This is a genomic window from Gilliamella sp. LMG 34361 (genome assembly GCF_984569075.1).
This window is the reverse complement of the sequence record NZ_OZ474903.1, coordinates 921,625-936,241: the sequence shown is the minus strand read 5'-3', so window position 1 is coordinate 936,241 and position 14,617 is coordinate 921,625. Positions and strand designations below refer to the sequence as shown.

Genomic DNA, 14,617 nt, shown 5'->3' with positions numbered 1-14,617 from the left:
TTAAAAACCAGAGAAATGGATAAAAAATGAACAAATCAATGCTAGTCACAAAACGTGATGGGAAAAAAGAACCCATCAACCTAGATAAAATCCATAAAGTGATTACTTGGGCTGCTGAAGGATTAGATAATGTTTCGGTTTCTCAAGTTGAATTACGCTCACATATTCAATTTTATGATGGTATTCGCACTTCGGATATTCATGAAACCATTATTCGTGCAGCGGCGGATCTAATCTCGCAAGATGCTCCAGATTACCAATATTTAGCTGCTCGTTTAGCTATCTTCCATTTACGTAAAAAAGCCTATAACCAATTTACTCCACCACCGCTTTATGAGCATGTAAAAAAACTGGTTGCTAGCGAACGTTACGACAAACATCTTCTTGAAGATTATTGCCAAGAAGAATTTGAGAAAATGGATAAAATTATTGATCACTGGCGCGACATGAACTTCTCTTACGCTGCGGTCAAACAACTTGAAGGTAAATATTTAGTTCAAAACCGTGTAACTGGTGAAATTTATGAAAGCGCCCAATTTCTATATATCTTAGTGGCAGCGTGTTTATTTGCAAATTACCCTAAAGATACTCGACTAGATTACATTAAACGCTTCTATGATGCCGTTTCGACATTTAAAATCTCTTTACCAACCCCAATAATGGCGGGTGTTCGTACTCCAACTCGGCAGTTTAGTTCTTGTGTTCTAATTGAATGTGATGATAGTTTAGATTCTATCAACGCTACCGCTAGTGCTATTGTCAAATATGTATCACAACGCGCAGGAATTGGTATTAATGCTGGTCGAATTCGAGCATTAGGTAGTTCAATTCGTGGTGGTGAAGCATTTCATACCGGTTGTATTCCTTTTTACAAATATTTCCAAACCGCGGTAAAGTCTTGTTCCCAAGGTGGTGTACGCGGTGGCGCGGCAACAGTATTTTATCCAATCTGGCATTTAGAAGTAGAGAGTTTATTAGTGTTACGTAATAACCGTGGCGTTGAGGAAAATCGTGTTCGACATCTGGATTACGGTGTACAAATCAATAAATTAATGTACCAACGCCTGATCAAAAACGAAAACATCACACTATTTAGCCCCTCTGATGTACCGGGACTTTATGATGCCTTTTTCGCTGATCAAGACAAATTTGATGCACTTTATCATCAATATGAACAAGATGTTAATATTCGAAAACGTGTCGTTAAAGCGGTAGAACTTTTTGCATTATTAATGCAAGAACGCGCATCGACTGGTCGAATTTATATACAAAACGTCGATCATTGTAACACTCATAGCCCATTTAATGCACAACTAGCACCAGTACATCAATCCAATTTATGTATGGAAATTGCGTTACCAACCAAACCACTAAATAATGTAAATGATGAGAAAGGTGAAATCGCACTTTGTACTTTGTCGGCTTTCAATTTAGGTAAAATCGAATCGCTTGATGATTTTGAAGAGCTAGCTGACTTAACGGTACGTGCTCTTGATGCATTACTTGATTATCAAGATTACCCTGTCCCAGCGGCTAAAAACGCATCGCTTAATCGCCGTACCCTTGGCATTGGTGTGATTAACTATGCCTATTATTTGGCTAAACATGGCGTTAAATATTCTGACGGCAGTGCTAACAACCTCACTCATCGTACTTTTGAAGCGATGCAATATTATCTATTAAAAGCATCCAATAATTTAGCTAAAGAAAAAGGTGCCTGTCCACTATTTAATGAAACCACTTATTCACAAGGTATTTTACCTATTGATACCTATAAACAAGATCTTGATACCATCACTAAAGAACCGCTACATTACGATTGGGAATCATTACGTGAATCAATAAAAACGCATGGTTTACGTAATTCAACTTTATCAGCATTAATGCCATCGGAAACATCATCGCAAATCTCCAATGCCACCAATGGTATTGAACCACCACGCGGTTATATCAGTATCAAAGCATCAAAAGACGGTATCTTAAAACAAGTTGTGCCTGAATATAAAAAATTAAAAGATCTCTATGAATTACTTTGGGAAATTCCGAATAACACTGGTTATCTGCATTTAGTTGGTATAATGCAAAAATTCATTGATCAATCAATTTCGGCGAATACCAATTATGATCCAACAAAATTCCCGAATGACAAAGTACCAATGAAACAGCTCTTAGCTGATTTATTAACAGCTTATAAATACGGCGTAAAAACTCTTTATTATCATAATACACGCGACGGTGCTGAAGATATCCAAGGTGATATTCAACCCGCATCAAGTGATGATGGCTGTGAAGGCGGAGCATGCAAAATCTAATTGCCTTGCTTAACACTAAACTAAACGTAGAGGATAGCCAATTAGTTATCCTTACTATTGCTACTTTTTCTTAATATTTCATGAAAAAGTGACCAAATTTAGGAGTTCAATTATGAGTATGAGTTACAGCACCTTTTCACACGTCCACAATGACCAACTTAAAGAACCAATGTTCCTAGGACAACCGGTAAATGTTGCTCGTTATGATCAACAAAAATATGAAATGTTCGAAAAGTTAATTGAAAAACAACTTTCCTTCTTTTGGCGACCTGAAGAGGTCGATGTATCTCAAGATCGTATCGATTACGCCGCCCTACCCGAACATGAAAAGCATATCTTTATTAGCAATTTAAAATATCAAACATTGCTTGATTCTATACAAGGTCGAAGTCCAAATGTTGCTTTACTTCCTTTAATATCAATTCCCGAACTCGAAACATGGGTAGAAACTTGGTCATTTTCAGAAACTATCCATTCACGCTCTTATACGCATATAATTCGCAACATCGTCAATGATCCATCAGTGGTATTTGACGACATAGTAACTAATAAAGAGATCCAAAAACGGGCTGGTGATATTGCTGGTTACTACGATGATCTAATTAGCTACGCCAGTTACTATAACCTACTTGGTGAGGGCAAATACACTGTCAATAATCGAACCATTACTATCGACTTACGTGAACTAAAAAGGCGACTTTACCTTTGTCTAATGAGCGTTAATGCCCTTGAAGCTATTCGTTTCTATGTGAGCTTTGCTTGCTCATTTGCCTTTGCAGAGCGAGAGTTAATGGAAGGTAACGCCAAGATAATTAAACTGATTGCCCGTGATGAAGCCCTTCATTTAACTGGTACCCAATTTATGATCAACACACTACGAAGTGGTGAAGACGATCCTGAAATGGCTGAAATCGCTAAAGAATGCGAACAAGATTGCTATGACCTCTTCTTACAAGCAGCCAATCAAGAAAAAGAATGGGCTGAATACCTATTTGAAGGCGGTTCAATGATTGGCTTAAATAAAGACATCCTTTGCCAATATGTTGAATACATTACCAATATCCGCATGCAAGCGGTTGGGCTTAAATTACCATTTGAAGTGAAATCCAACCCAATTCCTTGGATCAATAATTGGCTAGTTTCCGACAATGTACAGGTCGCCCCACAAGAAGCGGAAATGAGCTCATATCTTGTTGGACAAATTGATTCAGAAATCAGTGAAGAAGATTTAAGCGATTTTTCATTATAAATATTAGTCACAAATCCCTCCTTTCCTCAACTTTTTTAACAAAGGAGCCTTAATGGTTCCTTTTAGTTTCAAATTTTTAGTTAGATACAATCTTTATTTTAAAATTTATTGGAAGATAAAAATGACTATTTTTTTCTAAAACAGAAAGATAATACAGTATCATCAAAATAGATCCTCTCCTAAAAACCCATTTCCTCACAATTTTTTATAACAGTTCCCCATAATTTTCATATTATATTTGTGATCTAGATCACAGACACTTTCGTTCGAAAGTTATTATCATGTATCAAAGACAAGGGAGCAATGTATGATTTTTAATTTACAACGATATTCCACTCATGATGGACCAGGAATTCGAACAGTTGTCTTCTTAAAAGGTTGTTCTTTAGGGTGTTTTTGGTGTCAAAACCCAGAAAGTCAATCGGCTAAGCAAGAAATTCTGTTTGATGAAAGGCTTTGCTTGAGTGATTGTGATCTTTGTTCAGCATCTTGCCCAAATTTAATCAAAAAAACAAATGGACACATTCAAATTAATCGAAAAGCAGACGAACAAAATGATTATCAAAAAATACAAAATGTTTGTCCAAGTTTAGCCTTAACTGTATGTGGTGAATCACTATCGGTACAAGAAGTAATGCAAACTATCAATAAAGATAGCCCGTTTTATCAGCGTACCGGTGGTGGAGTAACTTTATCGGGTGGTGAACCTTTTATGCAATCTAAATTGAGTCAAGAAATACTTGCGGCTTGTAAGCTACAAGGCTATCACACCGCCGTTGAAACGTGTATGCATGTACCATGGAAGAATATTGAAACATCATTGCCATATTTAGATCTTTTTTTGGCGGATTTAAAACATACTGACGAATCTATTTTTTATGCATGGACCAAAGGTTCAGCCAAACGGATTTTAAAAAATTTTCAGCACTTAGCTAATGCTAACAAACAGATCACTATCCGAGTGCCATTAATTCAAGGATTTAATGCTGATGAGAAATCGATAAAAGGTATTGTTGATTTTGTCGCTAACGAAATACCGACTGATGAGATCCACTTTTTACCGTATCACACATTAGGTATCAATAAATACAAAATGCTCGATCTGCCTTATCACGCACCTAAAGAGCCACTAAACGACGCAAATATCATCGATTTTGCAACTAACTATGCCAAACAAAAACAGTTAACCGCTGTTTTACGAGGATAACCAAGGAGAACCTTATGTCTACTCTAGATCTGACTACCGTCACACCGAGGATTCAAGCACATAAAAATGCATTGATTCATATTATTAAACCGCCGATTTGTGTAGAACGCGCAGAGCATTATACCGAATCTTATCAAGAATATTTGGCACAACCGGTTGTATTACGCCGCGCTTATGCATTAGCTAACCATCTAAGTAAAAAAACAATTTGGATAAAGCACGATGAATTAATCGTTGGTAACCAAGCTTCTTCACCAAGAGCCGCGCCCATATTTCCTGAATACACTGTTGGCTGGGTTGAAAAAGAAATCGATGTATTAGGTGATCGCCCTGGTGCAGGATTTGAAGTCACTGACCATGACAAAGAAGTTCTTCATCGCATTTGTCCTTGGTGGCATGGTCAAACCGTACTTGATCGCTGTTATGCACTATTTAGCGATGAGCATAAATCATTACTTGATACAGTTATGATCAAAGCTGAAGGTAATATGAATTCTGGTGATGCTCACCTTGCCGTTAATTTCCCATTTATTTTGGAAAAAGGAATTGATGGAATTATTGACAAAATTAAAGAACGTCGTAGTCGAATTAATACCACTGATTTTGACGATTTCCATAAAGATCACTTTTTAAAAGCGTCTGAAATCTCAATGCAAGCCATGAGTAAATATATTGAACGTTATGCCGAATTAGCGTGTGAAATGGCAGCTAAAGAGGAACGTTCATGGCGTAAAGATGAATTATTACAAATTGCTAAAAACTGTGATGTTATCGCTCATAAACCACCGCAAACATTCTGGCAAGCAATCCAGTTATGCTATTTTGTGATGTTATTGTTACAAATCGAATCGAATGGTCACTCTGTATCATTTGGTCGTATGGACCAATATCTTTCTTCATGGTACGAAAAAGATGTTGAACAAGATAAAACTTTATCTCGCGAAGCGGCCATTGAGTTATTACATAGCTGTTGGTTAAAACTGTTAGAAGTCAATAAAATCCGTTCGGGTTCACACTCTAAAAGCTCAGCCGGTAGCCCTATGTATCAAAACGTAACAATTGGTGGTCAAAAGCTAGTAGATGATGTTGCGGTTGATGCAGTAAACGCATTATCTTATGCTATTTTAGAGTCTTGTGGACGATTAAAATCCACCCAACCTAACTTAAGTGTCCGCTATCATGCTGGAATGAGCGATGACTTTTTAGATGCTTGTGTGCAAGTTATTCGCTGCGGATTTGGTATGCCGGCGTTTAATAATGATGAAATAGTTATCCCTGAATTTATTAAACTCGGCGTAGAACGTCAAGATGCTTATGAATATTCGGCTATTGGTTGTATTGAAACAGCAGTCCCTGGTAAATGGGGTTATCGTTGTACCGGTATGAGTTTTATCAACTTTGCTCGTGTTGCGCTAGCAACGTTAGAAGGTGGTAAAGATGCAACCAGTGGTGTCGTTTATTTACCACAAGAACAAGCATTAAGTAAAAATAACTTCAAAAGTTTTGATGAAGTCAAAGCACAATGGGACAAACAAATTCGCTACTATACGCGAAAATCAATCGAAATTGAGTATGTGATTGACACTATCTTAGAAGAAAATGCTCACGACATTATTTGCTCAGTGTTAGTCGATGATTGTATTGAACGCGGTAAAACCCTTAAACAAGGTGGCGCGAAATATGATTGGGTATCAGGCTTACAAGTAGGACTTGCCAACACCACTAACAGTCTTGAAGCAGTTAAAAAACTGATTTTTGATGAACACACCATTAAACAATCAGATTTAGCTAAAGCATTAGCGGAAAACTTTGAAGGTTCTGCTGGCGAGCAACTACGTCAACGTCTACTCAATGGTGCACCAAAATATGGTAATGATAACGATGAAGTTGATTATCTTTTAGCTGAACTTTATAACTACTATATTGACGAGTTAAAAAATTATCGCAACCCTCGCTATGGTCGTGGTCCAATTGGTGGTACGTATTATGCTGGTACTTCATCTATCTCTGCCAATGTGCCATTTGGTGCACAAACTGCAGCAACACCTGATGGACGTAAAGCATGGACACCTTTAGCAGAAGGAGCAAGTCCATCATCAGGTACTGATACCTTAGGGCCAACAGCGGTATTTAACTCATTAGGTAAATTACCAACGGATAAAATTCTTGGTGGTGTACTGTTAAACCAAAAACTTAACCCATCAACCTTAGACAATCCGCGTGATAAGTTAAAACTCATGATGATGTTAAGAACATTTTTTGAAGTTCATAAAGGATGGCATGTTCAATATAACGTTGTATCGCGTGATACCTTACTTGCAGCTAAAGCACATCCGGATCAGTATCGTGACTTAGTTGTCCGTGTTGCTGGTTATTCAGCATTCTTTACTGCACTATCACCTGATACACAAGATGATATTATCGCCAGAACAGAGCACGTTATCTAATTAATAGCTAATTTAGAAACCAATTTAAAGGCCTACTATCGTAGGTCTTTTTTAATGATTTAATTATCGATATAAATTAAAGCTAAAATTATTTAGCCACAACCGGTTGAATCCACATTTGCCTATTTTTAAAATCAATTTTAACTCTGTTTTTACTTAAAAAGTCAGCGCCTAATAATCCGTCAGATTGAAATTCATTAGGAAATGAATCAATTATTATTGGCAGAACGCTATCATTCGCGACATTATTCACATCAAGTGATATAGATTTAAAATTATCTTCAGGATCGCTTATTTTAATTGATTCTGGTGAAAGTGATTGTTCTTTGATGAGTGATACCGTCGCTCCTGTATCTAAAACCATTTTATAATTCTTTATACCATCGGACAGATTAACAACCAAACCTTCACCATTTAAATCAAAGGGGATAGCAACCCAATTTGGATTTAAGTCGGTTGAAGTATCATCGGATATTGTTAAATTACTTTCAGGATAATTGATAGTTAATACATAATTATCAAACAATTTAAGGCCAATAACAGCTTTAACTGCACTGCTATCCTCACTATTATCATTATCCATCGGATCACTCGAGATATATAATCCCCAGTCTTTATATTCAACCACTTGCACATTATTAAAGATAAAAGAATTTAACGCTAACTTATCGATGATAAATGCTCGCAGTTCTGTGACACTACCAGAAAGATCAGTATTTCTGATTTTTTCAGGTTTTTCCGTTTTATTAGCAATCTTATTAATTAAATCCATGGGTAGATGTAAAGCTTCTTTAGACCCCGTATCCAAGGTCATGGCAATTTGTCCACCTTGAAAATCCATCATGATTAAAGGTAAATTATATTTGTCATCAAAAGTGAGCGCCCAAGTGACTTCAGCACTTTGTGCAAAGCGGCTGATAAACAACATAATTAAAAATAGTATTTTTTTATTCACTGATCTATCCTCATTGTATTCTCATTCTTAATATACCTTTCTGATTGAGACTTATTAAAATTATTTATCCTTTGCGGCTTTAGCCATATTAATTGTTTCAACCATACTTACAATAACAAGTTTTCTATAACGTAATTTAGCTGTTATTGCTACTGATCATTCAGCGTCCTTTAAGGTATGACAAACTGTGATACTAGATAATATTATTGTCAAAAAAGAAGTCTAATTTATAAATCCATTCAAAGACCGACAAACGTCTTTTGTGCCACTTTTATAATGACAAATACGATTTAATTCATTACTATCTTTCTGTAAAGTAACTACTTATATTTAAATATAAAGATATGATGATTTAATAGCAGGTGACTATGCTTTATTTAATGAATGAACGACAACAAGAGATTATTTATAAAGTGAATGAACTCAATCAAGTTAGTGTCAATGATTTAGCTCAGCAATTTAATGTTTCTGTTGTTACCATTCGTCATGATCTTAATTTTTTAGAACAAAACGGTTATTTAAAACGAGAACATGGTTATGCTGTTGCGGTCGACAGTGATAATCTCGATGCTCGTATGAAAATCAAGTTCCCATTGAAACAAAAAATAGCCGAATATGCAGCGTCACTTGTCAATAATGATGAGCACATTTTTATTGAAGGTGGTAGTACCAATGCCCTGCTTGCCAGGCATTTAGCTTACACTCGTCGAATTACCTTAATTACATCAAGCTACTACATCGCTCAATTACTGAAAAATACCGATTTGAAAGTGATTGTAATAGGTGGCGAATATCAGAAGAAAAGTGAAAGTGTAGTCGGTGAACTTGCTTGCCTTGCAATAAAACATCTACATTTTGACAAAGCCTTTATTGGTATTGACGGTTTTTTACCTTCTACAGGGTTTTCTGGTCGAAACCACATGCGTACTGAATTAGTAAATACCATTTTAACCAAACCCAGCGAAAACATCATTATTACTGATTCATCGAAATTTGGTCAAAAACAGCCATATCAACTATCGACACTCGAATCAATTCATCGGGTAATTACCGATCATGCAATTAGAATTGAAGATGAGCAGTATCTAACCGCGAAAAAGATTATTGTTGATAAAGTTGTGTAATTAAACAGAAAAATGGGATTTAAAATCAGCGATTTTTTTGCAAATTCATCCACTATTTCTGGAGGATAATGAAGATTGTTTTTTTAGCAAAAGATAAGTGACAGACTGCATTTCAGGCTAATTCCATTTTGAACTAGCTTTTTACAATTTATTTATAACATATTGAATTACCTATTGTATATTTACGGCATATATTTTTAGTAGATATCCTCGTTTTACTATTTTTCAAAATCGCTACAATTGCCTTTCTAGCATAAATTTGCTCATCTTAAAACTGATTTGGTTTATTTTAAAAAAATTTTATGAGTGGGCTATTTTATTTTAGAAAGTAATTACAGTCCTATTTTTACCAAAAGAGTGTAGTTATTAATTATGGTGAAGTTAGATAGCGAGCCTTTTGGCATATTAAAGATGAATTACTAAGCCGCCGTTATACTGCACTTTGGAATGAGTCACTAATCGTTAAGTAGCGAAAGCCGCTGCTATTAAAGATAATATACAAAAAAATCATAATTAAATTTGAATACAGATGTCTTCTAGTTTCTCATAATGAGAAAATTGTCTCTATTAACTCCACTTAGGTCTCATCAATACAATGGAGAATTAACATCTCTGATGTTAAATCTATTTTTTAAAATAACGCAAAGTGTGTATCCTAATTTACTTGACCACTACAGGGTTGGAGTGATCGTGTGGCAAAATAGTTGATGCGATCAAGATCTCCTTGAGCTTGTTAAGTAAAGGATCATCTCCATCTCGTCGGCTGATAAGTGAAAGCCGAACCGTGCAGTTAGTTTTAAGGGGTTTATAGGTGACCTGTGGAAAATTCGGTAGCTGAAGTACTGTAGGTAACACACAGATACCTCGCTGCGCTTGAACAAGAGCCTGAACGGCGATCGGGTCGGATTTGGCGATGACGGTTTGCGGATTAAGGCCAATAAGACTTTTCACTACATCAAAGGCCTCACCCTCACTATTGGCAAATTCGATAAACACCTCTTTCTTGAGATCTTCAAGTTCAATTACGGATTTGGAAGCAAGTACATGACGAACCGACATACCCACAACTACTGGCAATTTTGCAAGTTGATGCACTCGAAGCGTCTGCTGATAATTTTCAAGGACAGGGGCTAGTACGAAGTCAACCTTATCGGTCATAAGCCTATCATTTTGTTCCCATGGCTCGATTTGTTGCAGCACTACTTCAACCTCAGGCATGGCATCCTCTATTCGGGTGAGAGCTGATGTTAGAATACCAGAATGAACCGCGATGGCTGAATAGCCAATCCGTACACACCCCAATAGCCCTTTGCTAACACGACACGCAGTTTCCATCGCGCGTTCAATATGTTCAAGTGCTTGATTTGCCTCTCCGAGAAACACCTTACCCGCTTCGCTAAGCGTGATTGCGATTGAGTAAGCGGCATCCTACGGTTTCCTCAAGGAGCAGCATTTGCTTGCTCAGCGCCGACTGGACGATGTGCAGGCGCTTTGCCGCTCTTCCAAAATGCAGCTCCTCAGCCAGTACGACGAAAGATTTCAGATGGCGGAGTTCCATTATTACCTCTTGGAATTACAGGGGGAACATAATGTCATTAGACATTATATGAAGCGACTTTTATTATTGTCAACAACATACGACACTCAAAAAGGATCTGCTATGACTAAATCAAAACAGTCTCCGACAATACTTCTATCTTGCGTCGATACTAGCGAATCAATAAGCCGACGACGCTTCCTGAGCGCTATGGGGATCGCCGGCGGAGCGCTTGCTGCCAGCCAGTTCGGCTTGCCATTTATCGGAAAGCCTATTAGCTCGGCATTTGCAGCATCATCAAAAAATGAGGTTCCTTTTTCCGAAAAGCTACCGCTACGCGTCTATGGCAATGATGCTACCCGACCTACTTCCGTCGTCCGTTACCTTTGGATGCACCTCGAGTGCGTTATCCCGGCTTCAAACCCTCATCAGAAATTCTGCGTAAAGGAACGATTCGACGCAAGGGCGCGATGCCATTACCCTGCGACATTATGTTTGAGCGTGATGTGGCGATCACCCTACGTGATGGTACAGTGATCTACTCGGATGTTTTCCGTCCTATCGGCGATGCTATCCATCCGGCAATTCTCGCTTGGAGTCCATACGGCAAAGAGATTGGTGGCCAATGGTTGGACGAAATTCCAGAACGATATGGCGTTAAATTAAGCATGACGTCTGAAATGATGAAATGGGAAGGTCCTGATCCAGCCTACTGGGTTAATGCTGGTTACGCCGTGATCAATCCCGACATTCGTGGTGCCTATCGTTCAGGTGGAAATATCGTCGGTTGGGGTCGGCAGACCGCCGAAGATGGCTGCGACGTAATTAACTGGATAGCAGCTCAAAGTTGGTCTAATGGTAAAGTCGGTATGGCCGGTAATAGCTGGCTGTGCGTTTCGCAGTGGTTTATCGCAGCAGAACAACCTCCACACTTAGCTGCTATAGCTCCGTGGGAGGGTTGCACCGATATTGCTCGTGGTGATTTTCTCCGTGGGGGCATCCCCCGCACGGCATTCCCGGAAGCGCTAATCCAAAGCTTTGGTGGTGAACACCTTTTGGAAGATATGCCGCGCATGGCTGCGACTGAACAGGATATGACACCTTACTGGGCAGATAAAGCTGCACGCCTTGAACGCATCGAAGTCCCGGCCTACATCGTTGCCAGCTACGATAATGTTGCTCATACATATGGAACGTTTGATGCGTGGCGCAGAATTTCTTCTAAAGAGAAATGGTTACGTGTTCATAATACGCAGGAGTGGCCGGATTTCTATGATCCTGCTCACCAAGCCGAGCTTAAACGCTTTTTCGATCGATATCTGAAAGGCGAGAAAAATGGCTGGGAAGAAACACCAAAAGTTCGTATCTCGGTTCTCGATCCCGGCCATAAGGATGAGGTTGACCGCATTGTCGAGGAATTTCCGCCAAAAGGTTATGAGCATATCAAGCTTCATCTAACTGATACCTCTTCATTGTCAGCCACATCATCCCCAAAACCCGGTGTGGTTTCTTACAAGGTGGATGGTGGCTCAGCTACCTTTTTAATGCCGATCGATCATGAGGCAGAGCTTATTGGCTACAGCAAACTTCGGTTGTTTGTCGAAGCTAATGGGGCGAATGACATGGATCTTAGTGTTTATTTAGAAAAAGTGGATTCTGCGGGGCGAACCATTATTCGCGAGACCTATCCCGGTGGCGCAGCACCGACCCGTACGGCAAGTTATCTGAGGGTTTCACGCCGAGCTCTGGATCCTGCCCTCTCAACTGAAGCAGACCCAGTACTTCTTTTACAAGGGGAACAGCGACTTTCACCTAAAGAAGTGGTACCAGTTGATATAGGTATCTGGCCGTTGGCAATGAAGTTTCATCCAGGTGAACAGCTGAAACTAACGATCAAACCTTTCCGCAACGATCCCGTCAACCTACCTTTCGGACAGGCGGCGATTGATCTGCCGAAGAACAGCTTTACGTTTGAACCCGGTACGCAGCCGGAGATGATCCATCTCGTTGGTGGTGGACCGGCAACGATGCCGGCATGGGCCAAGGCGCAAGAGGTGATGCCACCGTCCCGTAACAAGGGGGTTCATCATATCAATTTCGGTGCAGAGCGTGACAGTTATCTCCTTGTACCGTTAAAGAAACTTTAAATTGACCAATACTAACGGGCTCCATGCCCAAAAAGAGGAAATTTCTAATGACCAATATACTTCGTGAACAATTAATCGGGGCGTGGCGCCTAGTAAGTTATATAGAGCGACCGCGAGACGGTTCGCCGATACGCCAACCTATGACCGATCGGCCTGAAGGGTTGATCCTTTACACGCCAGATGGCTACATGTCAGCACAACTCTGTACTCCAGAGCGCTCGCATTTTGCATCGGGAGACTGGTTCGTCGCTTCTCCTGAGGAGTTCAAAGCGGAAGCAACCACCTATATCGCCTATAGTGGCCCATGGCAACTTGGCGAGCAACCCGGAACGATCATTCACGGCATGGATGTATCGCTTTTCCCAAACTGGTGCGGTCAACGACAGCTGCGCCGAGCACGCATCGAAGGTGACCGCCTCTTCCTGTCCTCAGTCGAGCCAGTACGCTCTGGTGGTGTTGAAATCGATGCAACACTAGAATGGCAAAAATGTTGTGGACAAATTTAGTGGACTATTAGCCAGATCCTGAGGTTTGTTACAGGTAATTATAGTGGCATAAAAATAGAGATAAGAAAGCTATTTGAAGAATAGTAGAAACAACTTTTATTTTTCGACATTAGAGCTTGGTCTCAATTGACTTAATACGCTATAACCTAAGTATTGAATTGATTGGTTATAACGTATATTTTAGCTTTAACTATAATAAAAAATTAGATATACAGCTCACAACCAGTTGTATAACAGGCAATAAAATTCGCAATTATCGAATTAAAGTAAATCTAAGCCAAACAGATATAAGTAAACTTTTTGGCATGGGACTAATCGTCGTAGCTGCTTTCGAAAATGGATCGAACATTGAAAGCTTAAAACGTTATTCAAAATATCCTATACATCAAGCTTTCATTTAAAAAAGAGTTAATAAAGAAGTGTCATGATCAACCAAAAATAGGAAATAAATTTAGGTTGCTTTGCGTAAATTATGCTCAAATATAGTTCATTATAAACCTTATTAACTAATGCTTTAGATTTTCCTTCATAATAAACAATAGTCTGTTCAACATCTTGTTCGGCATTTTTTTAGATAAACATTTTTGCCATTATCTAGTCTATCCTTCCATTCTGCGTTTTAATAAAACCAAATGATTTTCCTTAATAACTGAACCTGTTGGTGAGTTAATCCCTTCCATAATTAAATCTCTCAATTATTTATACGCAAAATCTTTACGGATGACAGCTTTGGCATATTCACTATGAGTACTATAAAAACTTTTTTAAACCCTTTGCTCAACGTCAACACGTTGTGATTCTGGTCGTGGAATATTCATTGTACTCATTTTAGATACCTCTCTAATAATCTTGGCAAACATCGCCAAGATTGATGAAAATCATAATGTTTTTTGAATAAAGCTATTTATATATGATTTATAAAACAAGCTGAATATGCGGCGATTATATAAATACCTATAAATTTTGGATGGAAGAACAAAAAGCTAATGACAAACACATTTATTTACAGATGATACATCATTGAGAAACCGATAAGATTAAAGGGATGATAGATTATTGTGTAAACTATTTTCTTATAAGCAATGAGTACTTACGATTCACGCAGCTTGATAATCGGTGTGTTTTAGGATGAA

The 14,617-nt window shown here is 38.5% G+C and carries 10 protein-coding genes and 1 pseudogene; 8 read left to right on the top strand and 3 right to left on the bottom strand.

The genetic code is table 11. From position 1 onward, the window contains the following. Window positions 1-26 precede the first annotated feature (26 nt). The 4 genes from nrdA to AC5LXI_RS04360 all read left to right on the top strand — a co-directional run bounded on the left by nrdA (window position 27) and on the right by AC5LXI_RS04360 (window position 7,215). The gene (gene nrdA / locus AC5LXI_RS04375; RefSeq protein ID WP_493443678.1) at window positions 27-2,312 is read left to right on the top strand and encodes a class 1a ribonucleoside-diphosphate reductase subunit alpha; all 2,286 of its coding nucleotides are present in this window, start codon (window positions 27-29) and stop codon (window positions 2,310-2,312) included. A 118-nt stretch (window positions 2,313-2,430) separates the two neighbouring features. Then, window positions 2,431-3,561: a class Ia ribonucleoside-diphosphate reductase subunit beta gene (gene nrdB, locus AC5LXI_RS04370; protein WP_493444250.1), complete on the top strand. Its 1,131-nt coding sequence runs from the start codon at window positions 2,431-2,433 to the stop codon at window positions 3,559-3,561. A gap of 307 nt (window positions 3,562-3,868) precedes the next feature. Further along, window positions 3,869-4,768 carry a glycyl-radical enzyme activating protein gene (locus AC5LXI_RS04365; RefSeq protein ID WP_493443677.1) on the top strand — a complete coding sequence of 300 codons (900 nt, stop codon included), beginning with the start codon at window positions 3,869-3,871 and terminating at the stop codon, window positions 4,766-4,768. 14 nt (window positions 4,769-4,782) lie between these two features. Further along, window positions 4,783-7,215 (top strand): formate C-acetyltransferase/glycerol dehydratase family glycyl radical enzyme, encoded by a 2,433-nt coding sequence (locus AC5LXI_RS04360; RefSeq protein WP_493443676.1) that lies wholly within the window; start codon window positions 4,783-4,785, stop codon window positions 7,213-7,215. Window positions 7,216-7,303: 88 nt separating this feature from the next. Here AC5LXI_RS04360 and AC5LXI_RS04355 read toward each other — a convergent pair whose 3' ends face one another. Then, window positions 7,304-8,170, bottom strand: a complete 867-nt coding sequence (locus AC5LXI_RS04355) for a hypothetical protein (RefSeq protein WP_493443675.1) — start codon at window positions 8,168-8,170, stop codon at window positions 7,304-7,306. 380 nt (window positions 8,171-8,550) lie between these two features. Here AC5LXI_RS04355 and AC5LXI_RS04350 point away from each other — a divergent pair, with 380 nt between their 5' ends. Continuing rightward, on the top strand, window positions 8,551-9,294 hold the full coding sequence (locus tag AC5LXI_RS04350) for a DeoR family transcriptional regulator (RefSeq protein ID WP_493444249.1): 744 nt from the start codon (window positions 8,551-8,553) through the stop codon (window positions 9,292-9,294). Between the two features lie 660 nt (window positions 9,295-9,954). On the opposite strand, the gene AC5LXI_RS04345 is transcribed toward AC5LXI_RS04350, so the two are convergent. Together AC5LXI_RS04345 and AC5LXI_RS04340 are read right to left on the bottom strand one after the other, a co-directional pair. After that, window positions 9,955-10,677: a LysR family substrate-binding domain-containing protein gene (locus AC5LXI_RS04345; RefSeq protein WP_493443674.1), complete on the bottom strand. Its 723-nt coding sequence runs from the start codon at window positions 10,675-10,677 to the stop codon at window positions 9,955-9,957. A 13-nt stretch (window positions 10,678-10,690) separates the two neighbouring features. Further along, entirely contained in the window at window positions 10,691-10,852 is a 162-nt protein-coding gene (locus tag AC5LXI_RS04340; RefSeq protein ID WP_493443673.1) for a LysR family transcriptional regulator, read from the bottom strand. On the opposite strand from AC5LXI_RS04340, the pseudogene AC5LXI_RS04335 reads away from it, so the two are divergent. From AC5LXI_RS04335 to AC5LXI_RS04325, 3 genes and pseudogenes are all read left to right on the top strand, one after another. Continuing rightward, a pseudogene (locus AC5LXI_RS04335) lies at window positions 10,802-11,080 on the top strand (twin-arginine translocation signal domain-containing protein); the annotation flags it as partial. The gene AC5LXI_RS04340 and the pseudogene AC5LXI_RS04335 overlap by 51 nt on opposite strands. Before the next feature lie 152 nt (window positions 11,081-11,232). Continuing rightward, window positions 11,233-12,978 carry a CocE/NonD family hydrolase gene (locus AC5LXI_RS04330; RefSeq protein WP_493443672.1) on the top strand — a complete coding sequence of 582 codons (1,746 nt, stop codon included), beginning with the start codon at window positions 11,233-11,235 and terminating at the stop codon, window positions 12,976-12,978. 47 nt (window positions 12,979-13,025) lie between these two features. After that, window positions 13,026-13,484 carry a lipocalin-like domain-containing protein gene (locus tag AC5LXI_RS04325; protein WP_493443671.1) on the top strand — a complete coding sequence of 153 codons (459 nt, stop codon included), beginning with the start codon at window positions 13,026-13,028 and terminating at the stop codon, window positions 13,482-13,484. The last annotated feature ends 1,133 nt before the right edge of the window (window positions 13,485-14,617 follow it).

Excerpts from the sequence above, each read along its gene's own strand:
- nrdA (WP_493443678.1), top strand. The coding sequence starts at position 27 with ATGAACAAATCAATGCTAGTCACAAAACGTGATGGGAAAAAAGAACCC.
- nrdB (WP_493444250.1), top strand. The coding sequence starts at position 2,431 with ATGAGTTACAGCACCTTTTCACACGTCCACAATGACCAACTTAAAGAA.
- AC5LXI_RS04365 (WP_493443677.1), top strand. The coding sequence starts at position 3,869 with ATGATTTTTAATTTACAACGATATTCCACTCATGATGGACCAGGAATT.
- AC5LXI_RS04360 (WP_493443676.1), top strand. The coding sequence starts at position 4,783 with ATGTCTACTCTAGATCTGACTACCGTCACACCGAGGATTCAAGCACAT.
- AC5LXI_RS04350 (WP_493444249.1), top strand. The coding sequence starts at position 8,551 with ATGAATGAACGACAACAAGAGATTATTTATAAAGTGAATGAACTCAAT.
- AC5LXI_RS04340 (WP_493443673.1), bottom strand. The coding sequence starts at position 10,852 with ATGGAACTCCGCCATCTGAAATCTTTCGTCGTACTGGCTGAGGAGCTG.
- AC5LXI_RS04325 (WP_493443671.1), top strand. The coding sequence starts at position 13,026 with ATGACCAATATACTTCGTGAACAATTAATCGGGGCGTGGCGCCTAGTA.